We start from the raw sequence: 24,460 nt of genomic DNA on the forward strand, positions 1-24,460 counted from the left end.
GATCAGACCTCCTTCATGGGCTTGACGATCTTGACGTAGGCCGCGACGATCGCGATCACGATGAGGAAGGCCACGACCGACAGGGCGCTCGCGACGTCGACCTTCTTCTGCAGCTCGATGTACTTGAAGATGAGCGTCATGATCGTGTCGGCGCCGTAGCCCGGGATCGACCCGGTCATCACCTTGAGGATCGGCAGCGAGTTGAAGACGTTGATGATGTTGATGAGGATCGCCACGGCGAGGGCGCTGCGCAGCTGCGGCAGGACGATCGACCAGTAGGTGCGGGCGGCCCCGGCGCCGTCCATCTTCGCGGCCTCGATCGCGTCGGCGGGGACCGCCTGGAGCCCGGCGAGGATCGTGTAGGTCGTGAAGGGCAGCGACACGAACACCGCGATGACGATCGACCACGCGAACGCCGTCGTCGGGTTCTTCGTCCAGCCGTAGCCCACCGCGTCGTCGGAGAGCCCGATGTCGTAGAGGAACTTGTTGAAGACCCCGAAGTACGGCTCGAGGCTGTAGTAGAAGACCATCGTGGTCATCACCACGGACGCGGCCCACGGCACGATGACCGCCATCCGCACGAGCTGGCGCCCCGGGAACGCCTTGTTGAGGATCTGCGCGAGGCCGAGCGAGATCACGACCGTGAACAGCACCACCGACACGACCCAGACGATCGTGCGGACGAAGATCGGCCAGAACTCCGGGAACGTGAAGACGGTCACGAAGTTGTCGAAGCCGACCGAGCCCTTGTCCAGGCCCGAGAGCGAGATGTCGCGGGTGGAGTTGAAGAACATGACACCGGCGGGGAACAGCACCACGCCGATGATGAGCACCAGCGCGGGGGCGATCCACGGCAGCGCTTGGAGGAGGTCCCGCCCGCCGGGGCGACCGCGCACGGCCGTCCCGGCGTCCGGGGTGCGGGGGCGGCCGGTGGCCGCCCCCGCGAGGTTCGAGGATTCTGTCGTCTGGCTCATGGGGGATTCCCGAACCTCTCCGTTCCGCGGGTCAGCCCGCGTCCACCTGGTCCTGGATCTGCTTCAGCACGTCCGCCGCCGGCTGATCCTGGATCTGTCCGAACAGCGACTTGAAGGCGCCGTCCGCTGCCGACCACTTCGGGTTGGTCGACGGGTAGAACTGCGCGTCGGGCAGCACGTCGAGGAACGGCTTGAGGGCCTCCTCGCCGGACAGCTCCTCGGCGCCGGACTTCGTGACGGGGAGGAAGCCCTCCGCCTGCACCCACGGCACGTAGACCTCGGGCGAGTAGAAGTAGTCGAGGAACTTCGTGATCGCCTCCTGCTTGTCGCCGTCGTTCTCGAACGCCATGAGCTGGTCCATGACGCCGAGGGTGAACGGCGAGCCGTCCTTGGTCGGGATCGGCACGATCGAGTAGTCGAGGTCCGGGTTGTTGTCGGCGATCTGGCCGACCGTCGGCGGCAGGCCGACCTGCATGCCGATCTTGCCCTGGATGAAGATGTCCATCAGCGGGGAGCGCTGCGTGGAGCCGGGGTCGGCCTGGGTCGCCCCGGCGTCGATCATCTTCTTGATCTGCTCGGCGCCGACGAGGTTCTCCGGGGTGTCGATGGTGATCTCCGACGCGTCGCCGAAGGATCCACCGCCGCCCCAGAGCCACACGGCGGCCTCGGCCTGCGCCTCCTCCGAGCCGAGCGGCATGCCGTAGCCCGCGACACCGCCGCCGAGCCCGGACACCTTGGTCGCCGCGTCGAGCAGGGAGTCCCAGTCGGTCGGCGCCTCGACGCCTGCCCGGGACAGGAGCTCGTTGTTGACGAACAGGGCACGCGCGGAGGCGATCATCGGCAGGGCGTAGGCCGTGCCATCGACCTCGGCGTTGGCGAGGAAGGAGTCCTGGAAGTCGGAGTAGACGTCGTCGGACACGACCTCCTCGACCGGGTAGAGCAGCTCGTCCTCGACGAAGCCCGCGAAAGGGCCGCCGTTGTAGATGTCGGGCGCCTCGCCCGCCTGGACCTTCGTGGAGATGACCTTCTCGAGGTTGTCCCACGACTGCACCTCGAGGTTGACTTTGATGTCGGGGTTGTCCTTCGTGAAACCGTCGATGACGTCTTCCCAGAGGCCCTTCGTGGCGTCGGAGTAGCTGGGGACGAGCAGGTCGAGCGTGCTGGCGTCGTCGCCGCCGCTGTCTCCTCCCGATCCACCGAAACCGCAGGATGCGAGCGACAGCGTGGCGACGGCCGCGACCGCTGCGGCCCCGTATCGCCGTGACTTGTTCATGGGCATTGCATTCCTCACTGTGGGTGCTGCTCCAGCGGGCGGGATCCGCTCTCCGGAGAGGGGGGTGGTGCACAGTCGCAGAACACTCCACGCGACGGTGCGTGATGATCACGCCGCCGAGGTGGTCGCGATCGTCCGAGCGGGGGCTCGGGGGAACTCGTCCCGATTATTTGTCAGGCAAACAAACAAATCAAGATGTTGCTCTCTTGGGACGAAATACTATGATCGGATCAAGCTCGAAACAATCACAAGTACGCAACAACTCGTCCGAAAGGCCTCATCATGACCGATTCGCTGCCCGGCGCGCACATGCGCGAAGAGCTCCGCTCCCAGCCGCAGATGTGGGCCACCGCCGCCGAGCTCACCGCCGAGCAGGCGCTGCTGCCGGCTCGCGGGGCACGGGTCGCGGTCGTCGGCTGCGGCACCTCGTGGTTCATGGCCCAGTCGTACGCCGCGCTGCGCGAGTCGTCCGGTCACGGCGAGACCGATGCGTTCGCGGCGTCCGAGGCCTTCATCGACCGTGGCTACGACGCGGTCGTCGCCCTCACCCGTTCCGGCACCACGACCGAGGTGCTGGAACTCGTCGACCGCATCAAGGGGCGCACCCGCACGATCGGCGTGATCGGCGACCCCGACTCCCCGCTCGTCTCGCTCGTCGACGACGCCGTGCTGCTGCCGTTCGCCGACGAGCAGTCGGTGGTGCAGACGCGCTTCGCCACGACCGCGCTCGCTCTCTTCCGGGCGTCGCTGGGCGAGGACCTCTCCGGGGCCATCGCCGACGCCACGGCCGTGCTCGCCGAGGAGGGCGACGACACCGAGCTGCGCGACGCCGAGCAGTACACGTTCCTCGGGCGGGGCTGGACGATCGGCCTGGCCCACGAGGCCGCCCTGAAGCTGCGCGAGTCGTCGCAGTCGTGGACCGAGGCGTACCCGTCGATGGACTACCGCCACGGTCCGATCGCCATCGCCGCGCCGGGCCGGGTGACGTGGCAGTTCGGAGAGGCACCAGAAGGACTGGCCGCGGAGGTGCGCGCCACGGGCGCCCGTTTCGAGCACCGCGCGATCGACCCGCTCGCCGACCTCGTGCGCTTGCACCGCACAGCCCTCGACCGTGCCGTGGCCCGTGGGCTCGACCCCGACCAGCCGCGCAACCTCACGCGATCCGTCATCCTGGATGCATGACGCCAGCGATCCCCGGAGCCGAGCGATGACCCCGAACGACGCCGCGGACGCCATCCCCGACGTCGCGAGGGACGAGGCCGGCGAGAAGCTCGCCGCGGTGCGCACGCTCGGCGCCGGGTCGCCGGTCCTGGCCTTCGACGTCGGCGGGACGGACATCAAGTCGGCACTGTTCGACGCGGAAGGACGGGCGCTCGGCCTCCGCCGCACGCCGACTCCCACGGCCGACGGCGACCGCACCCCCGCGCTGCTCGACCGGCTGCAGGTGCTCGCCGCGCAGCTCCGCGACGAGCATCCCGACGTGGTGCCCCGCGCCGCCGGGCTCGTGGTGCCGGGGATCGTCGACGCCGCGGCAGGGATCGGCGTGTTCGCGAGCAACATGGGCTGGCGGGACGCGCCGCTGCGCGCGCTCGCCGCGGAGCGTCTCGGCCTCCCCGTCGCGTTCGACCACGACGTGCGTGCCGCGAGCTGGGCCGAGCACGAGCTGGGCGGCGCGCGGGCCTACGACGACGCGGTGATCCTCGTGATCGGCACCGGGATCGCCGGGGCCCTGCTCGTCGGCGGCCGCCCCTACACGGCCGGGGGCTATGCCGGTGAGATCGGGCACTCCCCGATCGCCGACGGACCGGTGTGCCCGTGCGGTGCCCGTGGCTGTCTGGAGGCCGTGGCCTCGGCGGGAGCCATCGCGCGCCGCTACCGGGAGGCGACGGGCACGGCGCCGGACGGCGCCAAGGACGTCATCGCCCGAGCGGCCGCCGGGGACCGGGTCGCCGCCGACATCTGGGACTCGGCGCTGGACGCGCTCACCCTGTCGCTCGCGCAGCTGACCGCCGTGGTCGCCCCCGAGGCCGTGGTGATCGGCGGCGGACTGTCGCGGGCGGGCGGCGCGCTCTTCGACGAGCTGCGGTCCCGCCTCGCCGCCCGCCTCAGCTTCCACCGCCTCCCCGCACTCGTCCCGGCCGAGCTGTCCGGCAACGCGGGACTGATCGGCGCCGCCCTTCGCGCCAGGGAGCTCGCATGATCCTCACCGTCACCCCGAACCCCGCGCTCGACCTCACGTGGCAGGTTGACCGTCTCGTCGCCGGCGGGACGCACCGCGCCGAGACCGGAGCGTCCCGCGGCGGCGGCAAGGGCCTCAACGTCGCCAGGGTCGCACACGCCGAGGGGGCGTCCGTCCTCGCGCTGACCACGGCCGGCGGTCCGGTCGGCGCGGAGTTCGCCGCGGAGCTCACGGCCAGCGGCGTGCCCCATGTGCTCGTGCCCGTCGCGGCCGACACGCGTCGCAGCATCGCCCTCGTCGACGAGGCCGCGGGCGACACCACGATCGTCAACGAGCGAGGGGTGAACCCCACCGATGCCGAGTGGGGCGGGCTCCTCGCGGAGATCGTCGACCGGCTTCCCGGCGCCGGGGTCCTCGTCGTCTCCGGGAGCCTTCCGCCGGGAGCGCCGGATTCGCTCGTGCCGATGCTCGTCGCGGTGGGTGCGGACGCCCGCGTCCCCGTGATCGTGGACACCTCCGGCCCGGCCCTCCTGCGCGCCGCCGACGCCGGCGCCGCCGTGCTCAAGCCCAACGCCGCCGAGCTCGCCGAGGCCACCGGCATCAGCGACCCCGTCGAGGGCGCGCGGTCGCTGCTGGCCCGGGGCGCCGAGCTCGTGCTCCTGTCGCTCGGGGCCGACGGCATGCTCGCGGTCACCCCGACCGATCTCCTGCACGCCCGACTCGACGAGCCGCTCTCCGGCAACCCGACCGGCGCCGGAGACGCCGCGGTCGCGGCCTGCGCCGTGCTCACCGCGGAGGGCGAGCGCAACCCCGAGGTCATCCTCCGTCGCGCGACCGCGTGGTCGGCAGCCGCCGTCCTCATGCCGCTCGCCGGCGACATCTCCCCCCGCTGGCGCGCGCTCGAGGAGCGGCTCCGCGTCTCCCGCCCCGACCCCGCCTCCTTCCGGAAGGACCCTTCGTGACCCTCGTCTCCGCTCGGGAGCTCGTCTCCGCGGCTGCCACCGCCGGCACCGGCATCGGCGCGTTCAACGTCATCCATCTGGAGACCGCAGAGGGCCTCGTCCGAGCCTCCGCGCTCGCACAGCTCCCCGTGATCCTGCAGATCTCGCAGAACTGCGCCGACTACCACGGCGGTCTGGAGCCGATCGCCCTCTCGACGCTCGCCGCGGCACGACGCGCGGAGACCCCGGTGGCGGTGCACCTCGACCACGCGGAGCGACCGGAGCTCGTGGACGAAGCCGTGTCCCTCGGGTTCGGCTCGGTGATGTTCGACGGCGGCGCGCTGCCCTACGACGAGAACGTGGCGCTGACAGCCGAGGTCGCCGCCCGGGCCCGCGCGGCGGGGGTGTACGTGGAGGGCGAGCTCGGCGAGGTGGGCGGGAAGGACGGCGCCCACGCCCCCGGTGTCCGCACCGATCCGGGCGAGGCGCGGGCGTTCGTGGCCGCCACCGGTGTGGACGCCCTCGCCGTGGCCGTGGGGTCTTCGCACGCCATGACCGACCGCACCGCCTCCCTCGACCTCGACCTCATCGCCCGCCTGCGTGCGGCCCTGCGTGGTGCCGCCGCCGACGGGACGGATGTGCCCCTCGTGCTGCACGGCTCGTCCGGGGTGGCCGACGCCGTGATCGCCGATGCCGTGCGCGCCGGGATGACGAAGGTCAACGTCTCCACCCATCTCAACGGCTTCTTCACGCGGGCGGTCCGCGAGGTGCTCGCCGCCGACGAGCGTCTCGTCGACTCCCGCAAGTACCTCGCTCCCGCACGCGCCGCCCTCGCGGACGAAGCCGCCCGGATGCTGCGACTGTTCGCCCTGCTGCCGTCGGAGAATCCCGCTCCGGTCGCAGAGGTTCCGGGCACGGCTGCGACCTCGACGCGAAACGACGACCGGTGAAGCGCGCGGCCCGACTGCACGCGATCCTCGACCTCCTCGCGGCGGACGGAGAGGTCACGGTGGAGGAGCTGGTGGAGCGGTTCGGGGCCTCCCCGGCCACCACCCGCCGCGACCTCGACTCCCTCGCCGAGCAGCGGCTGCTCACCCGCACGCACGGCGGTGCCGTGGCCCAGACCGTCGCCTACGAACTGCCCCTCCGCTACAAGAGCCATCTCCGCACGCACGAGAAGGAGAGCATCGCGCAGACCGCGGCGGGGCTCGTCACCCCCGGCATGGTGGTCGGGCTCTCCGGAGGCACGACGACCACGGCCATCGCGGCCGCGCTCGCCGCCCGCGAGGATCTGGCGGCGGAGGGCGGGATCACGGTGGTCACCAATGCCGTGAACATCGCCGCCCAGCTCGCGACCCGGCCGGAGATCAAGGTGGTCGTCACGGGCGGGGTCATCCACTCGCGCACCTACGAGCTCGTCGGCCCGTTCGTCGAGCAGCTGCTCCGCGGGGTGCGGCTGGACCTCGCGTTCATCGGCGTGAACGGGATGGACGCGGCAGCCGGGGCGACCACGCAGGACGAGCGCGAGGCGGCGGTGAACCGGATGATGGCGGAGCGCGCGCGGCGGGCCGTCGTCGTGACCGACGGCAGCAAGCTCGGGGCCGAGGCCTTCTCCACCGTCGGCGGGCCGGAGCTCTTCGCCACGGTCATCACCGATCGAGGAGCCGACCAGGCCGCTGTCGACGCGCTGCGTGCCGCGGGGTACTCCGTCCTCCTCGCCTGAGGCCCTCCGGCCGCACGCGGACGCCCCGAGGGCCTCGGCGTCCCCAGATCGCCGAGGCCCTGCGGGAGCATCGCGGCTGCATACCGCGACGCTCCCGGAGCAGATGGTGTCCGTCTCGTCTTCCCGCTCCCCAGCGGCGTTTCCCCAGAACCGACGGCGCCTCCCTCGTGCCTCTCCCTTCGAGGCCTTTCGCTCGACACCTTCCGAAGAACAGGAGAAGGCGGGTGCGATTCTGATACCTCGATCCGGGAAAAAAGTCAGAATCCGTTGCCGTGACACTGGAACGGGGCGGAAACCCCCGTCATGAGCGCGGCGCTCGCCAGGGCGTCGGCGGGGGACGCGCCGCCGGCGAGACCCTCGTGGACCGCGGTCAGGAGCTCGCACGCGTCGTCGTCCGGCACCGTGACGGGGGCCGCGATCACCGCCTCCGCGCCCGCGTGCAACCACACCCGCGTCATGCCCAGGGCCTCCTCGCCCCAGCGCACGGAGGAGCGACCCAGCTCGCACGCCGAGAGGATCACGGTCCGCGGCACCCGGGCGATGAGGTCGACGTCGTAGCCGAAGAGCACCCCGTCGGCGAGTTCGAACCCGGAGAACAGCGGATTGTCGACCGCGTGGCGTCCGTGCGCAGCGATATGGAGCACGTCGACGGAGGCCGCCAGCTCCGTGACGGCGGTCACGGTCGCGGTGGGGCCCTGCAGCGTCCGGGTCGTCCCTCGTCTCGCCCAGGATTCCGCTGCGCGCTGGACCTCTTCCGCGGCCCGCGCCACCCGTGGTCCCGCCGCGAACCCGACGCGCGGGGTCGAGGCGGCCGAAGCCTCCCCGTCGAGCCAGCGCGAGACCGAGGTCGCGAGGGTGAACGGCACTCCGTGCATGCCGGGGAGCATGGCCCACGGCACCCCGCCGAGGATGCCGGGAACGGTGATCGCGAACCGCGCGGCGCCCGCGGCGGCCCGGCGCATCGGCGCGAGCAGCTCCTCGTCGAGGACAGCGAGACGCGCCGTCAGAGCGCGCGCGGTCACCGGCCCCATCGCGCCGTCCCGGGTGAGAGCGGCCATGTCGAGGTCAGCGCGCAGGCCGTCGAGAGCGGCCCGCACTCGCGGCCAGGACAGGGCGACGAGGGTCGCGCCGTCCGGCTGCACCACCACCCCGTGCAGGTCGGCGCCGGTATAGACGTAGGCCAGGACTGCCGTGTCGGCCGGCAGGAGCGCGGAGGCCTCGGTCAGCGTCCGACGTTCCCGCATCGCCCCGGAGCCGGTGGCCGACCACTGCCGCTCCCGCACCCGGTCGCGGAGCGCGCGGACGGTGGGGTCGGTCGTCCAGTCCGCCCCCGCGAGGTCGGCGCGCAGCATCCGCAGCTCGGCGAGGTCGGCGGCGAGGGCGTCGTCGTGCGGCGGGCGGACCGGGGCGACCTGCTGACTGAGATGCCGGGCGCGCTCGGACCACTCGAAGAGCGTGGCCGGGTCGCGGCGGCGGACGGCGGCGGCGAGTCCCGTGAACACGAGGTCGCTGGCGTGCATGGCGACGGAGGCCTGCAGGTCGAGGGCGCCGAACGACCGCTGCCACGCCGACAGCAGGTCGAGCCCGGTGGCCGCGGCGCGCAGCGCCTCCCCGTCGCGACCGCGTCCGGCGGCGCGGGCCGCGCGCACCTCCTGCGCGCGGAGCCGCAGCGGCGTCGGGGCCGAGGCGGGGATGCGGGGGAGACGACCGGTGCCGTCGCGGCGGGCGCTCAACCGCAGGGCCGTGGCCTCGGTGCGGAAGCCGCTCCGGTCGAGCTCCTGCGCCACCTGCTCCCACGCGGCGGCGTCGAGGGGGCGATCGGGCCGGATCCGCTGTCGCGCTTCCAGTTCCACCGCCGCGGCGCGGGCCGCCCAGCCGCTGCTGCCGAGGGCGGTGAAGCGGCGGGCGGCCGTCCGCGCCGCCCGCGCCGCGGCCCGCGGATCGTGGCGGACGAGCGAGCGGGCGAGGTGGAACTCCGCCTCCCCGCGGGCCTGACGCATCCGCTGGGCGCCGAACTGCACGGCCACCTGGGCGAGCAGCGCCTCCGCCTCGGTCGTCAGCCCGGCGTCGCGGAGCACCTCGGCGCGGTCGAGGTCGCTGATGGCGGTGGCGAGGGCACTGGTGGCGGCGAATGTCGGCCGGGACTCGGCCATCAGGCGCAGCGCCGAGACGAGGTCGCCGCCGAGGAGCGCGGCGTAACCGAGGTTGTGCATGGCCTCGGCGAGGGAGTCCCGTTCGTCGTGCGCCTCGTAGATCCCGATCGCACGACGGAGGTCGGCCATGCAGGTCTCCAGGTGATGGCGCTGCATCCGCACGACCGCCCGGTTCATCAGGCAGTTGGCGAGCGCGGGGGTCTCGCTCCCGGTCGCGGCCAGGGCGTCGATCGCGGCGGTCAGGCTCGCCTCGGCCTCCTCCATCCGGCCCCCGTGCATGAGGAGGGCGCCGAGCTGCCCGCCGAGGAGGGCGATGGTCTCGGCCTGCAGCCCGTCCCTGGCCAGCGCCTCCCGGCACAGCGCCTCCGCCGCCGCGGGCTCGCCGGTCTGCGCGAGCACGTAGGCGGCCGTCCCGTCGATGCGGGCGCGGAGGTCGGCGTCGTCGGTGCGGGCGGCGGCCTTCTCCAGTTCCCGCCTGGCACGGGTGAACTGCCGGGCGTTGGCCGCCTCGACGCCGCGTCGGTGCAGCGCGCTCGCGGACAGGGGCATCCGTCCAGGATGCCGTGCCGGAGCGGTCGTGCGGAAGGGTGCGAGGGGTCAGAGCCGCTCGTGCGGCGTCGGCAGCGACTTCAGCACGGCGGCGACGGCCTTCCCGGCGACGGCGGGCTTCACCCCCGCGGCCGGGACGGCGCCGAGCTGGGCCGCGACCCGACCGGCGATGTACGGAGCCGCGAAGGAGGTGCCGCTCCACACCGCGAAGCCGCCGCGGTAGTCGTCCGGGTCGAGCGTCTCGCGCGGCAGCCCGTCGATGTCCGCGCGGGTCGCGGCCTGCGCGCCGCCGACGAAGGCGGGCGAGGTGCTGACCACGGCGGCGCCCGGCGCGAACACCTGCACCCAGGGGCCGACGTTCGAGAACAGGGCGACGGAGTGCGCCGACGGGTTCAGGGCGCCGACCGACACGTGCGGAGCGCCGTCGTCGGACGGCAGCCCGTTGTCGGCGCCCGGCCACGGCCACAGCGAGGCGGGGAACGAGGGCCGATCGATCGCGTCGTTGCCGGCCGAGCAGACGACCACGCAGCCGAGCTCCCTGGCCTTCGCGAGCAGCTCGTACAGAGTCCTGCTGAAGAGTCCGTCGGTCGGGGTCTCGTGGTAGTAGCTGAGGGAGAGGTTGAGCACGTCGATCGGGTAGCCGGTCGTCGGGTCCTCGCGGTGCCGCCGCAGCAGTTCCACGACCTGTGCCACGGTTTCCAGGAGCGTGCTCTCGTCGACCACCCCGAGCGCCCCGGCGACGCGGATCGAGAGGATGTCGGCGTCCGGGGCGGCCTGACGCACGAGGCCCGCGATGAAGGTGCCGTGACCGGCCACCGCGTCGATCTCGCCGTCGAGCTGCCCGTACAGGTCGGGGTAGCGTTCGGGGTCGGCGTCGTCCGTGAAGCCCACGGGGACGCCGTCGAGTTCGACGTGCCGGGTGACGATGTCGGACGGCAGCCAGGCGTGCTCCCCGCAGCCGGTGTCGAGGATCGCCACGACCGGTCGTCGTCCGCGCTTCGGAGCGGCTGCTCGAGCCGGAGCGGGGCCGAGCCAGGTGACCGGCTGCCGCGCCCCGCGTCCGGGCTCCAGGTAGTCGTCGCTGCCGCCTCCGCCGGGAGCGGCACCGCGGACGGGGTTCGTCCGCGTGAACGGGTTCGTCCGCGTGAACGGGTTCGTCCGGGTGAACGGGTTGAGTCCGACCGGGTCGATCGAGAGCACGTGCTCCAGGCTGGTCCGCGGCATGGTCGAGCGCGACAGCCGGCGCGCGCGCTGCAGCACCCGCCAGGCGTCGGGCGCCACGGGGGACTCGCCCCTGGTCGGCTCATCCGGCGTGGTCAGGCGTGCCCGCAGGAACCCCGCGACACCCGGCACGAGCTCGCCGTTCCCGATCTCGCGCTCCGGCGACTCCACCTCCAGCCGCCAGCCGAAGGAGTCCGCGGCATCCCTCAAGGCGCGCAGCTCGCGGTCGTACGCCTCCTGCTCGTCCAGGGCGCGCGTGATGAGCAGCCGCTCGGGCAGGTACGCGGTGGGGAACGCCCGGATCCCGTCCACCGGTTCCGTGCTGGGGTCGAGGGCGGTGCCGCGGCGGATCGATCCCTCCGCGCGGTCCTGCCAGGTCCATCCCTGGGGCTGCTCCATCGGTCATCCTCTCCGTGGGCATCGCCGGCGACGGCGCCGGCGACGCGGGGTCACAACTCGAACTGCGGGGTCTCCAGGGTGCGGGTCTCGTCGCCGACCGTCGCGGTCAGGCGCACGCGGCTGAGCCCGGACGGCACCTCGTCGAACACGAATCGGCCGGTCTCCGCCGGGGTCGTGCGGCGCTCGCGCTCGCCCTGCAGCAACAGGATCTCCGCGGCGGCGGTGTCCACCCAGCCGTCGATCCGCCGTCGCCCGGACGCGGTCGTCGTGACGTGGAGGAGGATGCTCGTGCTGCCGTCGCTGAACTGCAGCGTGAGGGCGTCGGTCTCGCCGCGGACCGCGCCGAGCTGGCCTTCCACGAGCGTGAGCAGCGCGTACTCGCGGTTGAGCCCGTCCGCGGCGACCGCGGCGACCATCCGGTCGATCAGCCCGGCAGGGACCGGATCGACCTCTCTCCAGAGGCTGCGCAGGCGGGCGAACAGTCGGGCGTCGTCCTCATCGCTCATGATTGTCCCTCCGTCCGGGTGGCCGGGGCGTCGAGGAGGTCGCGGAGCTTCGCGAGGCAGCGGCTGCGGGTCGGGCCGATGCTGCCGACCGGCATGGAGAGGTCGCGGGCGAGGCGGGCGTAGTCAGGACGGTCCTCGAAGGCGATCACGCGGAGCAGTCGTTGGCAGCGCTCGGCAAGGCGGCGGACGGCGGCCCAGAGTCGGCGGTTCTCGTCGTCGAGCGCGGCGTGCTCCTCCGCGGACGCCTGCTCCGGAAGCAGGGCGTCCAGGTCGTCGGATTCCGCGGTGTCGACGCGACCAACGGCCTTGCCGACCTTCCAGGCCTCGCGGCGGGCGGTGGTCGTGAGCCAGGCGGAGACGGCACGCGAGTCGGCGATGGCGCCGTGGCCACGCACGAGCTGGAGCCAGGTCGTCTGCACGACGTCTTCCGCGAGGGTGCGTTCGAGGCCGTAGGCGCGCACGACGTGCCAGAGCACGGGCGTCATCAGCCGTACCAGGTCGTCCATCGAGCGGCCGTCGCCATCGCGCCACGCATCGAACAGGTCCGCGGCGCGTTCCCAGCGTGCACGCCCGTCGTCGGATGCCGGATCGAAGGCGGCGCCGGGGGCACCGTCGATCATGAAGCCCATTGTGATCACACCTACTAGGAGCACGGCAAGGGCTCGGTGATACATGTCGCCGTCCAAGAATTCCGACGGCCGGATCCGTGGTGCGACGCCGCCCTCGCTAGCGTGGAGGGGTGATCGCTCTCGTCGTCGTGCTGTTCCTCAACGCCGGTTTCAACGTGCTGGTCTGGCCGCGGTTCTACACCCGCGTCGCGAAGGACCCGCGTGCGAGGGACGAGAACGGCAAGGCCACCCCGTTCCTCCGCGTGCACGGCATCCTCATCGCGATCGCGCTGGTGCTGGCCGTGGCCTCCGCGGCGGCGGGGATCACCGTGCTCGCGGTCGCGCCCTAGCGCAGTGTCTCCACCTCAGTCCCCCTCGTACCGGGCGGCGTGCGCGGCCCAGCGAGACTCGACCGGGAGGCTGCGGAGGGCGCGGTTCCCGATCGCGAGGGCGGCGGCCACCACGCAGAGGGCCGCGCAGATGAGGATGGTGCCTTGTCGTCCGAGCCCGGCCAGGCCGAAGCCGGCGATGAGCGGGGCGAGCGGCATCGCGCCCATCGCGAGGACCCCCATGGCGCTGTTCGCGCGCCCCAGCAGACGTGATGGCGTGGCCACCATGAAGTAGCCCATCATCCCGGCGTTCAGGGCGGGGACGAGGAGCACCGTGGCACCGAGGACGGCGGAGACGGTCCACGGTGCCGACGCGAACGACAGCACGACGGCGCCGAGGGCGACCACTGCGAGCCCGCCGATCGTGAGCACGCCCGCCGGGATCCGGGGCACGAGGAGCGGGGCGACGATCGCGCCGACGAGCATTACGGCGCCGATGGCCGCGCTGACGGTTCCGATGAGGAGTTCGGAATGGCCTGCCTGCTGCAGCGCATAGACGGCCGTGGTGATCGCGGCGTTGAAGCCGAGGTTCACGATGGTCATGATGAGCATGACGCCGCCGAGGTCGGGACGGGACAGCAGCCAGCCGAAGCCTTCGCGGAACTCCCGCCAGGCGTTCGGGCGCGCGGGGGGCGCGCCGCCGTCGTCCTCGTCCAGGGCGCCGACGTCGGCGATGCCCGCGCGCCGGACCTGTCGCCCGAGGAGCCCGGCGGTCACGGCGGCGACGAGGTGGCACAGGGTCATGACCGCGCCGACGAGCCAGCCGCCTACGCCGAGCAGCAGCCCGCCCAGCGGGCCGCCGGCGAGCTGAAGGGCCGCATCGCGCCCCTGGTTCGCGGCCTGCGCGCGCCCCATCGCGTCGTCCGGGACGATCTCCTTCAGCGCGCTCTCCCCGGCGACGTCGAAGAGGCCGCTCCGCGCGGCCAGCAGCACGTCGATCACGAGGAGAGTTGCGAAGGTGAGGGCGCCGCCGAGGGCGAGCAGGGTGAAGGCCCCGGCCAGCACGATCCCCAGAATCGAGCCGACGAGCATGAGCACGATGCGCTGGTGCCGGTCCGCGATGATCCCGCCCACGAGGGTGAGCAGCACACGCGCCACCATGCCCGCCCCCGCGATGATGCCGGCCTGTGCGGGGTCGTTCGTGATGACGAGCGCGAGGAGCGGGACCGCGAACCCGAAGAGCGCCGAGGCGAGCCCCTTGCTCGTGTCGCTCACGAGCCAGGTGAGGTAGCGCGTGTTCTGCCACAGGCGGTGCGGAGTGCTCGTCGTGCTCATGGCTCGACGATAGTTCCGCAAGAATAATTGCGCAACTGTTCGTGCGCATTTGCGTGACTAGGATCGGGGAATGGCTGACGACGCGGAGAAGACCTCTCGGGAGGACGCCGCCTTCATGACGTCGGCCATGCTCAAGGCCTACTCACACCCGCTGCGCCGCCAGATCCTCCGCCTCATCGCGCGCCGCGGTTTCCTGCGCGCCGCGGACATCGCCGGCGCGCTCGACGTGCCGGCCAACAGCGCCAGCTTCCACCTGCGGGTGCTCGCCGAGGCGGGACTCATCGAGGAGGCTCCGGAGCAGGCCAGAGACCGTCGCGACCGCGTGTGGACGGGACGCAAGGGCGCCCTCACCGTCGGCGGTCCGGAGAATCCGGTCGCGGACGAGGCGCTCGGCGATGCGGTGGTGGCCGCGCTCGCAGAGGACCACGTCGACCTGCTCCGCCGTGTGGTGGCCTGGACGCCCGAGTATGTGTCCGGTCGCACCGCCGACGTGCACGCGTCGTTCGTGCAGCGCACCATCCGACTGACCGAGGCCGAGTTCGACGACGTGATGCACAAGATCGATGACGTGCTCTCCGCCGCCGACGACGCGCACGACGACACCGACCCCGCGGGCCGTCACTGGCAGCTGGACATCGTCGTCGCCGACGACACCATCTGACTCACTCGTCTTCGTCGTCGAGGCGCTCGCCGCTGAGGATGAGGATGCGGCGGAGGTGCATCGCCGTCAGCACGCCCGGTCCCATCGAGCTGCGCACGTCGAACGTGCGGTCGTCGACCTTCTCCAGCAGCAGCCGGATCGCGCGCGCCGCCTCCGCGCGGCGGCGATGCGCCGCGCTCGAGGCGGGGTCGTCCTCCGCGATGACGTCGGCGACGGCGTGGCAGGCCGCCGACAACGGCTCGGGCAGGGCAGGATCCAGGGGCATGGCCGCCGGACGCTCCCAGATCGTGTCGGCCGTCGCGTCGGCGATGTCCCGGATGAGGTGCGCGATCCGGTCGAGGGTGGAGAGCTGCTCGTGGATGTGGGCAGTGCCCGCATGCCGGCGTCGCGCGCGCGGGTTGTAGCGGACGCTCTCGTCGGCTTCGGCCAGGGCGGCACGGAGGTCGGCGGTGGTCTCGGCGAGCGCCGCGGCATCGTCGGCCCACTGTGCGGTCTCCGGCGGCCAGGACTCCGAGACCGCGGAGCCGATGTCGTGGAGGTGCCCGGCGAGCTGTCGTCGGAACTCCTCCACCCGCGCCTCGGCGGATCCGATGAGCGGGGCGGGGGCGAAGAGGAGGTTCACCACCAGACCGATGACGATCCCGACCCCCATCTGGGCGAGGTAGCCGAGGGAGTAGTCGTCCGCGTTCTGACCGCCGATGATGAGCACGAACAGCGCCGCCATCGGGACGTACTCCTTGCCGACGCCGAACCAGCCGGTGCCGGAGACGAGGACTCCGAGCCCGACAACGAGCGGGATCGTCCACCACGTCGGCCCGACGGTGAGCACGATCACCGCGGCCAGACCGATACCGGTGGCCAGACCGAACAGGGTCTGCAGGCTCGACCGCATGGACCCCATGAGTGTGGGGTACATGCTCACGAGCGCACCCAGGGGTGCGTAATACGGGTACTCGTCGGTGACCCCCGGCATGTGCGGCGCGATCGTCCACGCGAGTCCGACGGCGAGCGCCGTCTTGACCACGAGGAGCAGACGGGCGGGGCGGACCGCCTCACGGACGGTGCGGGCGAGGTACGAGCGGCGCTCGCGGACGCGCAGGCGCGCAAGGTCGGGCGTCACGTCATCCTCTCCTCGCGGCGGTCGGGTGGTCCATCTCTGGCGAGGATAGGGCGGTAGGCGGCGCGCGGCCACCGGGTTGCCCCGCCTCGGGTCGCCGGGTAGAGGGCGGCCGAACGCGGATGCCGCGACCGCGCGGGGTGCGCGGCCGCGGCATCGGCGGATTCCGGTCGTCGCGTCAGGGCGTGGCCCGGCGGAACGCGAGGAAGGAGACGGCGCTGAGGACGGCGACGACCACGAGCCCCCAGAGGGCGAGGCCCACGGCGCCGAGGTCGAGGATGCCGAGCCACACGTCGCCCCACAGCTCGAGCCGCGTCACGAGGAACACGACCCCCACGAGGAGGAGCGCCAGGGCGACGCCCACGATGGTGAGCACCATCGGGCCCCAGCTCTTGTAGATCGTCGCGCCGGTGAACCCGACCACGAAGAAGAACAGGGCGAGGGTGAAGTAGACGACGAAGGCTCCGAGCGGTCCGGCCTCCCACAGCCACGGCAGGTGGAACACCCAGCCGTTCACGCCGTACCCGTTCGTGGCCAGCTCGATCGCGCCGCCGAGGAGGAACAGCAGACCGAGCAGCGCGCTGCCGAGGATCGCGGTCAGCAGGGTTCCGATGAAGAACTCGCGCCGGGTGACGCTCATGGCCTGGGAGAACGGGAAGGTCAGCGTCATGGCCGACAGCCCGATCGCGAAGAAGTACCACAGCGGTGCCTGGCCGCCTCCGCCGTACTTGGGGGCGTCGCCGGGAATCATCGCGTAGATGAGGACCGAGATCACCACAGCCGAAGCGAGGATGATCAGCGGCACCCAGACGAAGGTCTGCCGGTTGATGAGCTGCAGGCGGATGACGTTGAGTGTGCGTCGCATCAGCGGACTCCTTCCGTGGTGGCGTCGGCTCTGGTGCCGGTGCGGGTCTCCGCCTTCTGGGTGAGGCGGACGATGAGCTGCTGCAGCGAGACGGGGGCGAGGTCGAGGCCGGCGGCCCGCACCTCCGCGCGATCGTCGGCGGTGAGGGCGCCGAGCACGGTGACGGAGGCGACGCGACCGAGCTCGTCCCGGTGCAGCACCTCGCGATCGCCGACCCAGGCGTCGACCTTCGCGGCATCCCCGACGACGGTCACGGCGCGGTCGCGGACGGCATCCGTGTCCTCGTTGAGGAGGATCTGGCCGTTGTCGATCACGATGACCTTCTCGATGAGGTTCGCGACCTCGTTGATCAGGTGCGAGGAGAGGATGATCGTGCGCGGGTGCTCCGCGTAGTCCTCCACGAGGCGGTCGTAGAAGATCTGCCGAGCGACCGCGTCGAGTCCCAGATAGGGCTCGTCGAAGAACGTGATCTCGGCGCGGGAGGCCAGGCCGATGATCACGCCGACCGCGGAGAGCTGCCCGCGGGACAGCTTCTTGATGGTCTGCTTCATCGGCAGCTGGAACTCCGCGATGAGCTCGTCCGCGAGGCCCTGGTCCCAGTGCGGGAAGAACAGGCGGGCGGCGGCGAACGCGTGCCGCGGGGTCGCGTCGTCCGGGTACTTCTGGCTCTCCCGGACGAAGCAGATCCGGCCGAGCACATGCGCGTTCTCGTACGGGTGCTCGCCGAACACCTTCACGGTGCCGGAGGATTCGAAGTTCTGGGCCGTGAGGATCGACATGAGTGTCGTCTTCCCGGCGCCGTTGCGGCCGAGGAGCCCGTAGATCGAGCCTCCCTCGAGGGCGAGCGACACGTTGTCGAGCGCCCGCTTCTCCTTGTAGCGCTTGGTGAGGTTCTGCACCTCGATGACGGCGGTCATGCGGGGTTCTTCCCTTCTGGGGTGGGGGCGGATGCGGCGCGCTGACGGAGCAGGTCCGCGAGGTCTTCCGCGCCGAGGCCCAGCGTGCGGGCCTCCGCGAGGAGCGGGTCGATGTAGCGGTCGGCGAAGGCCGCGCGGCGCTCGCCGAGGAGCAGGTCCCTGGCGCCTTCCGAGACGAACATGCCGATGCCTCGGCGCTTGTGTAGCACTCCCTTGTCGGTGAGCATGGCGACTCCCTTCGCGGCAGTGGCGGGGTTGATGCGGTAGAACGCGGCGAGCTCGTTCGTCGAAGGGGCCTGCGCCTCCTCGGCCAGCGAGCCGTCGAGGATGGAGTCCTCGATCTGCTCGGCGATCTGGAGGAAGAGCGGCTTGCCTTCTTCGATCACGAGTCCTCCGTGGTCGCTGGGTTACTTACTTGACTAAGTAACCACGGAACCAGCCACGGTGTCAATCCCTCTGTATGTGGGCGGGCGCAGCTTCGGAGATCTCCGTCGACATGCCGCCCGTCGGTCGGTTCTGGCGGCGTGTCGGCCGTCAGCTCCGAAGTTGTGCACGGGGAGGGGGTGAGGCAGGCCGCGTACAGTGGGCTGGTGCCGGAGTTCCCCCACAGTCGTCTGCGTCGCTGGCCCGACGTCGAGGCGGACAACCTCCAGGCCCACGATGCGACCGACCTCCTGCTCGTGGAACGCGCACTCGCGCTCGACGTGCCGGGGTCCGAGACGGTCGTGATCGGCGACGAGTACGGCGCGATCACGCTGGCTCTCACGGCGGCCGGGCGGCGCGGGATCCGGGTGCACCAGGACCTCGCGACCGGACGCCGCGCGCTCGCCCGCAACGCCGAGGAGCTCGGGAGCGGTGGGTTCACCCCGCACGAACTCGACGAGGGCCTGCTCGCCGGTGCACAACTGGTGCTGCTGCAGCTCCCGAAGGCCCTCGCCGAACTGGAGGAGATCGCGGATGCGGTCGCCCGGTGGGCTGCGCCTGACGTGGTGCTCGTCGCCGGCGGTCGAGTGAAGCACATGACTCTGGCGCAGAACGATGTCCTGGCGCGGAGCTTCGCCCAGGTACAGGCGCAGCGCGCCGAGCGGAAGTCGCGGCTGCTCGTCGCCTCCGAGCCGCTCCCGGTGCCCGAGTCGCCGCCGTTCCCGGTCTCCGCGTGGCACGGCGACCTCGTCCTCGTGGCCCACGGCGGCGCCTTCGCCGGGTCCCGCCTCGATATCGGCACCCGGGTCCTGCTCGAGGTGCTCGGCCTGGGCGGTCCACAACTCAGGAGAACAGAGGTGACACGCGCCGAGAACGAGCGGAACGGCGGCGAGAGCAGCCGTTCTTCCGGAGTTGTGAACGGCGGGCGCCGCGTCCTCGACCTCGGCTGCGGGACCGGCGCGCTCGCCGCGTCCTGGGCACTCGCCTCCCCGCGGGACCGGGTCGTCGCCACGGACCGCTCGGCCGCCGCCGTCGCCTCCGCCCGTGGCACCGCGTCGGCGAACGGGGTGGCCGATCGGGTCGAGGTCACCCACGACGACGCGGGCTCGGCGCTCGCCGCGGGGAGCTTCGATACGGTTCTCCTGAATCCGCCGTTCCACCTCGGTGCCAGCGTGCACACCGGCGCCGCGACCCGCCTGTTCGAAGCCGCCGCGCGTCTGCTCCGCCCCGGCGGCGAGCTGTTCACCGTGTACAACTCGAGCCTCGGCTATCGGGCCGAGCTGACCCGGCTCCTCGGCCCCACCGAGCAGCTCCGGCGCACCCCGAAGTTCACCGTGACTCGCACCGTCCGACGCCCGTGAACGCGGTGCGCCGAGATTGCTAGACGCTCGTACTATCCCCCGGTCAGCGGCGGAAACCCGGGCGGCTCCGTGGCGCAGGATTTGCCGCTGACCGGCCATTTCGTTACGTTGGTTGGCGGGCCTGACGGCCCATAGACCAGTCCGCGGTCACGTCCTTCCTTCGATGAGCTGTGCGGCGAAGAGGCGTGGGCGTACGGTCGATCCCCTCTGCGGCGGATCCGAAATCCGCCGCCTGTGCCGCCACAGCGAAGACGTCGAACGGCCTCGTGAGGATCACCCGGACGTGACCGAAGCAGGCTCAGCCACCCGAAGGCCGAGCCGCAGGGGAAACGTGTCCGAAACAGCACTCGAAGCGCGCCATCTGTACAAGGTGTTCGGGAGGAATCCGAGCGCCGCCGTCCGTCGACTGAAGGCCGGGGAGAGCCGTGCCGCCGTCGCCGACGCGGGGACCGCCGCCGTCATCGACGCCAGCTTCACCGTCAACCGCGGTGAGATCTTCGTCATCATGGGCCTGTCCGGATCGGGCAAATCGACCATCATCCGCATGCTGAACGGCCTGCACGACATCACCGCCGGCACCGTCACCGTGGGGGGCGACCCCATCACCGGGATCCCTGCCGCGCGCCTCCGGGAGATCCGCCGCGACCGCATCTCGATGGTGTTCCAGCACTTCGCGCTGCTGCCGCACCGCACGGTCGCCGCGAACGTCGCCTACCCGCTCGAGCTCAAGGGCGTCGGCAAGGCCGAGCGCCAGGCCAAGGCCGAGGAGATCCTCGCCCTCGTCGGGCTCGAGGGTCAGGGCGACAAGCTGCCCTCCGAGCTCTCCGGCGGTATGCAGCAGCGCGTGGGCATCGCCCGCGCCCTCGCCGCCGACAGCGACATCCTGCTCATGGACGAGGCCTTCAGCGCGCTCGACCCGCTGATCCGCCGCGAGATGCAGGAGCAGCTCCTGGAGCTGCAGCAGAAGCTCCAGAAGACCATCGTCTTCATCACGCACGACCTCAACGAGGCCATGTTCCTCGGTGACCGCATCGCCGTCATGCGCGACGGTCGCATCGTGCAGATCGGCACGCCGGAGGACATCCTCATGGACCCGGCGAACGACTACGTCGAGCAGTTCGTGCAGGACGTCGACCGTGCCCGCGTGCTCACCGCCGCGAACGTCATGGAGCGTCCGCGCCCCGTCGTCGCCGAGTCGGCCGGTCCTCGCACTGCGCTCCGCCAGATGCGCGACGCCTACATGTCGGCGACCTACGTGGTCGGCAAGGACCGCCAGCTCGTGGGCGTCGTCACCGATCGCGACGCCGTGAAGCTCGTCCGTCAGGGCGCCACGCGCCTCGACTCGATCATCAAGCCGGTGCTGCAGAGCGTCCGCGAGGACGACGTCCTCATGAACCTGTTCGTCCCGGCCGTCGAGTCGCCGCTGCCCCTCGCGGTGACGGATGCCGACGGCCGCCTCGCGGGCGTGATCCCGCGCGTCACGCTGCTCGCGGCGCTCGGTCCCGGGCCCGGAGCGACCGAGGAGATCCTGCTGCCGATGACCCCCATGCCCCAGGCCGAGATCGACGCCGTGCTCGACGACGGGTGGACGGCCGAGCCCGGCCCTTCGACGAGCTCAGGGACCCAGGGCGGGTTCGCCTCAGGGACCCAGGGCGGGTTCGCCTCAGGGACCCAGGGCGGGTTCGCCTCAGGGACCCAGGGCGGGTTCGCCTCAGGGGCCCAGGTCGACACGGAGGAGGTGCGCTGATGGACGGTTTCCGCATCCCCGTGGGCGACTGGGTCGCCGCCGGCGTCGACTGGATCACAGCCAACCTCGACGGCCTGCTCGACGCGGTCTCGTTCGTGGTGAGCTTCCTCGTCGACGGCCTCACCCGCCTGCTCCTCACGCCGCACTTCGCGGTCATCATCGTGATCGCGGCGCTGATCGCCTGGCTCGTGCGCTCGTGGCAGCTCGCCATCGGCACGATCCTGTCGTTCGGGCTCATCGTCGCCATGGACCTCTGGGTCCCGGCGATGCAGACGCTCGCCCTGGTGCTCGTCGCCGCGGTCGTGGCCGTGCTGATCGCGGTGCCGCTCGGCATCTGGTCGGCGCGCAATGCGACCGTGCGCGCGACGCTCAAGCCGGTGCTCGACTTCATGCAGACCATGCCGGCCTTCGTGTACCTGATCCCGGCGATCGTGTTCTTCGGCATCGGTGTGGTGCCCGGACTCGTCGCCACCGTGATCTTCGCGCTGCCTCCCGGCGTGCGCCTGACCGAGCTGGGCATCCGCGGCGTCGACGCGGAGACCGTCGAGGCCGGCCACGCCTTCGGAGCGACGCCGGGGCAGATCCTCCGCGGCATTCAGCTCCCGCTCGCGATGCCGACCATCATGGCCGGCGTCAACCAGGTCATCATGCTCGCCCTGTCGATGGCGGTCATCGCCGGCATGGCCGGTGCCGACGGGCTCGGGAAGATGGTCGTCGAGGCGATCTCGACCATCAACATCCCCAAGGGTGTCGAGGCCGGACTGGGCGTCGTGCTCATCGCCGTGTTCCTCGACCGGGTGACCGCCGCTCTGGGTGCCCCCGGCGAGAATCGCTCCTCGCTCCTCGGCATGCTGAAGCGTCGCGGTTCGTCCCGGCCCTCCGCCCCCGTGGCGTCGGAGCCCGCAGCCTCCGCGCCCGCCGAGGAGGCTTCGACCGAATCCGAGCTCGCCCGCGCCTGAGCCCCCGCGTCCCCCACCCCCTTTCGTCCGGTGCGGGACGGAAAAGGGGCGCGGGGGCGCGGATCCCGGCACGGTTTCGATCCCGGCACAGCTGTCCCGCGGCCTCGTCCGCACCTCCTGAATCACATACGGAACGCAAGAGAGAGAGTCACATGAAGAAGAAGATCCTGACCATCACCGCCCTCGGGGCTGCCGCAGCGCTCACCCTCGCCGGATGCAGCGGCGACGGCGCCGGCGGCACGAGCGGTGGCGGCGACGGCGCCGACGACAAGGGCACCATCACCCTCGGGTTCCTGCCCTCCTGGACCGACGGCCTCAGCACCGCCTACCTCCTGCAGGACCAGCTCGAGAAGATCGGCTACACGGTCGAGATGAAGACGCTCACCGAGGCCGGCCCGCTCTACACCGGGCTCGCGCAGGGCGATGTCGACATCTACCCGTCGGCGTGGCCGGAACTCACCCACGCCTCGTACATGGACAAGTACGGCGACGACATCGAAGACCTCGGCAAGTACTACGAGAACGCCAAGCTGACCCTCGCGGTGCCGGAGTACTCCGAGCTCACCTCGATCGAGGACCTCGCGGGCAAGGGCGCCGACTTCGACGGCAAGATCTACGGCATCGAGCCGGGTGCGGGCCTGACCGCCCAGACCCAGAAGATGATGCCCGAGTACGGCCTCGACGGCGAGTACGAGCTCGTCACCTCGTCGACCGCGGCGATGCTCACCGAGCTGAAGACCGCGACCGACAAGAAGGAGGACATCGTCGTCACGCTGTGGCGTCCGTTCTGGGCCAACGACGCCTTCCCCGTGAAGGACCTCGAAGACCCGAAGGGCGCCATGGGCGAGGCCGAGGCCCTGCACTTCCTGGGTACCGCGGGCTTCGCGGACGAGTTCCCCGAGGCTGCCGAGCTGATCGAGAAGATCAAGCTCGACGACGAGCAGTACGGCGCGCTCGAAGACCTCGTGGTCAACGAGTACGGCGAGGGCAAGGAAGCCGACGCGGTCGACGCGTGGCTCGAGGAGTACGGCGACCAGTTCGACTGGACCGTCACCAGCTGACACCCGTCGCACGTCTCGAAGGAGGGTCTCCCGCGCCGGGAGGCCCTCCTTCGTCGTGGGTGACCCCACTTACATTCCGGTACGGGAGGTGGAAGCATGGCGCGAAACCGGCGGGTCGACCGGCCCGCGGATGGGGGGACACGACCATGTGCACAGGACTGAGTTTCACGACCGCCGACCACTACTTCGGGAGGAATCTCGATCTGGAGTTCTCGTACAACGAGACCGTGACCGTCACACCGCGGAACTTCCCGTTCCCGTTCCACCGGCTGCCGTCGTTGCCGACGCACCACGCGATCATCGGGATCGCCACGATCGCCGACGGCTACCCGCTCTACTACGACGCGGTCAACGAGAAGGGGCTCGGCATGGCGGGGCTCAACTTCCCGGACAACGCCCACTATCCGGCGCCGGGGTCGGGGGACACCGAGGTCACGCCGTTCGAGTTCATCCCCTGGGTCCTCGGACAGTTCGAGACGGTGGCCGAGGTGAAAGAGGCGCTGCGGTCGGTGAGTCTCGTCGACATCGACTTCAGCCCGGAGTTCCCGCTGTCGCCGCTGCACTGGATCATCGCCGACAAGAGCGCATCGATCACGGTCGAGAGCGTGCGCGGCGGCCTCAAGGTCTACGACAACCCTTGGGGCGTGCTCACGAACAACCCCACGTTCGACATCCAGAGCTTCCGGCTCAACGACTATCAGCACCTCTCGAAGCGGCAGCCGGAGAACACGTTCGCCTCGGACGTGCCGATGGACCTCTACAGTCGCGGCATGGGAGGGATCGGGCTGCCGGGCGACTTGTCGTCATCGTCGCGGTTCGTGAAGGCGGTGTTCACGCGCATGAACTCGGTGTGCGGGACGACGGAGTCGGAGTCGATCAGCCAGTTCTTCCAGATCCTCGGCTCTGTCGCCCAGCAGCGCGGGTGCGTGCAGGTCGGCGATGAGGAGAAGTACGAGATCACCATCTACTCGTCGTGCGCCAACACCGCCACGGGCGTGTACTACTACACGACCTACGAGAACAGTCAGATCACCGGCGTGGACATGCACAAGGAGGATCTCGACGGGTCCGAGCTCGCGGCGTATCCGCTCGTGAAGGGGCAGCAGATCGCGATGCAGAACTGATCTCCGCTCCGCGCAACCCCCTCATCGGGCGGGCG

Annotated in this window: 23 protein-coding genes; 12 read left to right on the plus strand and 11 right to left on the minus strand. The window is 71.2% G+C overall.

Translation table 11 applies throughout. From position 1 onward, the window contains the following. Positions 1-2: 2 nt before the first annotated feature. A complete protein-coding gene (locus BLU02_RS10465) occupies positions 3-974 on the minus strand; it encodes a carbohydrate ABC transporter permease (protein WP_060923387.1) in 972 nt (323 codons plus the stop codon). Between the two features lie 31 nt (positions 975-1,005). After that, the gene (locus BLU02_RS10470) at positions 1,006-2,253 is read right to left on the minus strand and encodes an extracellular solute-binding protein (RefSeq protein ID WP_231919550.1); all 1,248 of its coding nucleotides are present in this window, start codon (positions 2,251-2,253) and stop codon (positions 1,006-1,008) included. Between the two features lie 276 nt (positions 2,254-2,529). Between BLU02_RS10470 and BLU02_RS10475 the strand changes: the two genes are divergently transcribed. Genes BLU02_RS10475 through BLU02_RS10495 form a run of 5 tightly spaced genes read left to right on the plus strand, consistent with a single transcriptional unit; the run spans position 2,530 to position 7,090 of the window. Next, complete coding sequence (locus BLU02_RS10475) at positions 2,530-3,429, plus strand: SIS domain-containing protein (RefSeq protein WP_060923389.1); 900 nt, start codon at positions 2,530-2,532, stop codon at positions 3,427-3,429. A gap of 25 nt (positions 3,430-3,454) precedes the next feature. Then, positions 3,455-4,447 (plus strand): ROK family protein, encoded by a 993-nt coding sequence (locus BLU02_RS10480; protein WP_083370966.1) that lies wholly within the window; start codon positions 3,455-3,457, stop codon positions 4,445-4,447. Next, on the plus strand, positions 4,444-5,388 hold the full coding sequence (locus tag BLU02_RS10485; protein WP_083370967.1) for a 1-phosphofructokinase family hexose kinase: 945 nt from the start codon (positions 4,444-4,446) through the stop codon (positions 5,386-5,388). Before BLU02_RS10480 ends, BLU02_RS10485 begins: the two co-directional genes overlap by 4 nt. Further along, positions 5,385-6,317 carry a class II fructose-bisphosphate aldolase gene (locus tag BLU02_RS10490; RefSeq protein WP_060923605.1) on the plus strand — a complete coding sequence of 311 codons (933 nt, stop codon included), beginning with the start codon at positions 5,385-5,387 and terminating at the stop codon, positions 6,315-6,317. The genes BLU02_RS10485 and BLU02_RS10490 overlap by 4 nt, the downstream gene beginning before the upstream one ends. After that, complete coding sequence (locus BLU02_RS10495; protein WP_060923604.1) at positions 6,314-7,090, plus strand: DeoR/GlpR family DNA-binding transcription regulator; 777 nt, start codon at positions 6,314-6,316, stop codon at positions 7,088-7,090. The genes BLU02_RS10490 and BLU02_RS10495 overlap by 4 nt, the downstream gene beginning before the upstream one ends. Positions 7,091-7,347: 257 nt before the next feature. On the opposite strand, the gene BLU02_RS10500 is transcribed toward BLU02_RS10495, so the two are convergent. Genes BLU02_RS10500 through BLU02_RS10515 form a run of 4 tightly spaced genes read right to left on the minus strand, consistent with a single transcriptional unit; the run spans position 7,348 to position 12,538 of the window. Continuing rightward, on the minus strand, positions 7,348-9,792 hold the full coding sequence (locus BLU02_RS10500; protein WP_083370968.1) for a CHAT domain-containing protein: 2,445 nt from the start codon (positions 9,790-9,792) through the stop codon (positions 7,348-7,350). Between the two features lie 48 nt (positions 9,793-9,840). Then, complete coding sequence (locus BLU02_RS10505; RefSeq protein ID WP_083370969.1) at positions 9,841-11,412, minus strand: S8 family peptidase; 1,572 nt, start codon at positions 11,410-11,412, stop codon at positions 9,841-9,843. Positions 11,413-11,462: 50 nt separating this feature from the next. After that, positions 11,463-11,918, minus strand: a complete 456-nt coding sequence (locus BLU02_RS10510) for a hypothetical protein (RefSeq protein WP_025104190.1) — start codon at positions 11,916-11,918, stop codon at positions 11,463-11,465. Further along, positions 11,915-12,538 (minus strand): RNA polymerase sigma factor, encoded by a 624-nt coding sequence (locus tag BLU02_RS10515; protein WP_231919551.1) that lies wholly within the window; start codon positions 12,536-12,538, stop codon positions 11,915-11,917. Before BLU02_RS10515 ends, BLU02_RS10510 begins: the two co-directional genes overlap by 4 nt. 119 nt (positions 12,539-12,657) lie before the next feature. Here BLU02_RS10515 and BLU02_RS10520 point away from each other — a divergent pair, with 119 nt between their 5' ends. Then, positions 12,658-12,876 (plus strand): SCO4848 family membrane protein, encoded by a 219-nt coding sequence (locus tag BLU02_RS10520; protein ID WP_060923264.1) that lies wholly within the window; start codon positions 12,658-12,660, stop codon positions 12,874-12,876. Between the two features lie 15 nt (positions 12,877-12,891). On the opposite strand, the gene BLU02_RS10525 is transcribed toward BLU02_RS10520, so the two are convergent. Further along, positions 12,892-14,190, minus strand: a complete 1,299-nt coding sequence (locus BLU02_RS10525) for an MFS transporter (protein ID WP_060923263.1) — start codon at positions 14,188-14,190, stop codon at positions 12,892-12,894. 70 nt (positions 14,191-14,260) lie between these two features. Here BLU02_RS10525 and BLU02_RS10530 point away from each other — a divergent pair, with 70 nt between their 5' ends. Beyond that, positions 14,261-14,851 carry an ArsR/SmtB family transcription factor gene (locus tag BLU02_RS10530; protein ID WP_060923262.1) on the plus strand — a complete coding sequence of 197 codons (591 nt, stop codon included), beginning with the start codon at positions 14,261-14,263 and terminating at the stop codon, positions 14,849-14,851. Position 14,852: 1 nt separating this feature from the next. Here BLU02_RS10530 and BLU02_RS10535 read toward each other — a convergent pair whose 3' ends face one another. The 4 genes from BLU02_RS10535 to BLU02_RS10550 all read right to left on the minus strand — a co-directional run bounded on the left by BLU02_RS10535 (position 14,853) and on the right by BLU02_RS10550 (position 18,136). After that, positions 14,853-15,971 (minus strand): FUSC family protein, encoded by a 1,119-nt coding sequence (locus BLU02_RS10535; protein ID WP_157547046.1) that lies wholly within the window; start codon positions 15,969-15,971, stop codon positions 14,853-14,855. A gap of 175 nt (positions 15,972-16,146) precedes the next feature. After that, positions 16,147-16,833, minus strand: coding sequence for a hypothetical protein (locus BLU02_RS10540; RefSeq protein WP_060923261.1), 687 nt, complete (start codon positions 16,831-16,833; stop codon positions 16,147-16,149). After that, positions 16,833-17,750 (minus strand): ABC transporter ATP-binding protein, encoded by a 918-nt coding sequence (locus BLU02_RS10545; protein ID WP_060923260.1) that lies wholly within the window; start codon positions 17,748-17,750, stop codon positions 16,833-16,835. Before BLU02_RS10545 ends, BLU02_RS10540 begins: the two co-directional genes overlap by 1 nt. Next, positions 17,747-18,136, minus strand: coding sequence for a GntR family transcriptional regulator (locus tag BLU02_RS10550; protein ID WP_060923259.1), 390 nt, complete (start codon positions 18,134-18,136; stop codon positions 17,747-17,749). The genes BLU02_RS10545 and BLU02_RS10550 overlap by 4 nt, the downstream gene beginning before the upstream one ends. A 204-nt stretch (positions 18,137-18,340) precedes the next feature. Between BLU02_RS10550 and BLU02_RS10555 the strand changes: the two genes are divergently transcribed. From BLU02_RS10555 to bsh, 5 genes are all read left to right on the plus strand, one after another. After that, positions 18,341-19,534, plus strand: coding sequence for a class I SAM-dependent methyltransferase (locus tag BLU02_RS10555; RefSeq protein ID WP_083370970.1), 1,194 nt, complete (start codon positions 18,341-18,343; stop codon positions 19,532-19,534). Positions 19,535-19,865: 331 nt separating this feature from the next. Further along, a complete protein-coding gene (locus tag BLU02_RS10560) occupies positions 19,866-21,281 on the plus strand; it encodes a quaternary amine ABC transporter ATP-binding protein (RefSeq protein WP_231919552.1) in 1,416 nt (471 codons plus the stop codon). After that, positions 21,281-22,240, plus strand: coding sequence for an ABC transporter permease (locus tag BLU02_RS10565; protein ID WP_060923286.1), 960 nt, complete (start codon positions 21,281-21,283; stop codon positions 22,238-22,240). The genes BLU02_RS10560 and BLU02_RS10565 overlap by 1 nt, the downstream gene beginning before the upstream one ends. Positions 22,241-22,392: 152 nt before the next feature. After that, on the plus strand, positions 22,393-23,301 hold the full coding sequence (locus BLU02_RS10570) for a glycine betaine ABC transporter substrate-binding protein (RefSeq protein ID WP_060923285.1): 909 nt from the start codon (positions 22,393-22,395) through the stop codon (positions 23,299-23,301). A gap of 146 nt (positions 23,302-23,447) precedes the next feature. After that, positions 23,448-24,425: a choloylglycine hydrolase gene (gene bsh / locus BLU02_RS10575; RefSeq protein WP_060923284.1), complete on the plus strand. Its 978-nt coding sequence runs from the start codon at positions 23,448-23,450 to the stop codon at positions 24,423-24,425. The last annotated feature ends 35 nt before the right edge of the window (positions 24,426-24,460 follow it).

The sequence above is a fragment of the Microbacterium paraoxydans genome, from assembly GCF_900105335.1.
Taxonomy (GTDB): domain Bacteria; phylum Actinomycetota; class Actinomycetes; order Actinomycetales; family Microbacteriaceae; genus Microbacterium; species Microbacterium paraoxydans.

Excerpts from the sequence above, each read along its gene's own strand:
- BLU02_RS10465 (WP_060923387.1), bottom strand. The coding sequence starts at position 974 with ATGAGCCAGACGACAGAATCCTCGAACCTCGCGGGGGCGGCCACCGGC.
- BLU02_RS10470 (WP_231919550.1), bottom strand. The coding sequence starts at position 2,253 with ATGCCCATGAACAAGTCACGGCGATACGGGGCCGCAGCGGTCGCGGCC.
- BLU02_RS10475 (WP_060923389.1), top strand. The coding sequence starts at position 2,530 with ATGACCGATTCGCTGCCCGGCGCGCACATGCGCGAAGAGCTCCGCTCC.
- BLU02_RS10480 (WP_083370966.1), top strand. The coding sequence starts at position 3,455 with ATGACCCCGAACGACGCCGCGGACGCCATCCCCGACGTCGCGAGGGAC.
- BLU02_RS10485 (WP_083370967.1), top strand. The coding sequence starts at position 4,444 with ATGATCCTCACCGTCACCCCGAACCCCGCGCTCGACCTCACGTGGCAG.
- BLU02_RS10500 (WP_083370968.1), bottom strand. The coding sequence starts at position 9,792 with ATGCCCCTGTCCGCGAGCGCGCTGCACCGACGCGGCGTCGAGGCGGCC.
- BLU02_RS10505 (WP_083370969.1), bottom strand. The coding sequence starts at position 11,412 with ATGGAGCAGCCCCAGGGATGGACCTGGCAGGACCGCGCGGAGGGATCG.
- BLU02_RS10510 (WP_025104190.1), bottom strand. The coding sequence starts at position 11,918 with ATGAGCGATGAGGACGACGCCCGACTGTTCGCCCGCCTGCGCAGCCTC.
- BLU02_RS10515 (WP_231919551.1), bottom strand. The coding sequence starts at position 12,538 with ATGATCGACGGTGCCCCCGGCGCCGCCTTCGATCCGGCATCCGACGAC.
- BLU02_RS10525 (WP_060923263.1), bottom strand. The coding sequence starts at position 14,190 with ATGAGCACGACGAGCACTCCGCACCGCCTGTGGCAGAACACGCGCTAC.
- BLU02_RS10530 (WP_060923262.1), top strand. The coding sequence starts at position 14,261 with ATGGCTGACGACGCGGAGAAGACCTCTCGGGAGGACGCCGCCTTCATG.
- BLU02_RS10540 (WP_060923261.1), bottom strand. The coding sequence starts at position 16,833 with ATGCGACGCACACTCAACGTCATCCGCCTGCAGCTCATCAACCGGCAG.
- BLU02_RS10545 (WP_060923260.1), bottom strand. The coding sequence starts at position 17,750 with ATGACCGCCGTCATCGAGGTGCAGAACCTCACCAAGCGCTACAAGGAG.
- BLU02_RS10565 (WP_060923286.1), top strand. The coding sequence starts at position 21,281 with ATGGACGGTTTCCGCATCCCCGTGGGCGACTGGGTCGCCGCCGGCGTC.
- BLU02_RS10570 (WP_060923285.1), top strand. The coding sequence starts at position 22,393 with ATGAAGAAGAAGATCCTGACCATCACCGCCCTCGGGGCTGCCGCAGCG.
- bsh (WP_060923284.1), top strand. The coding sequence starts at position 23,448 with ATGTGCACAGGACTGAGTTTCACGACCGCCGACCACTACTTCGGGAGG.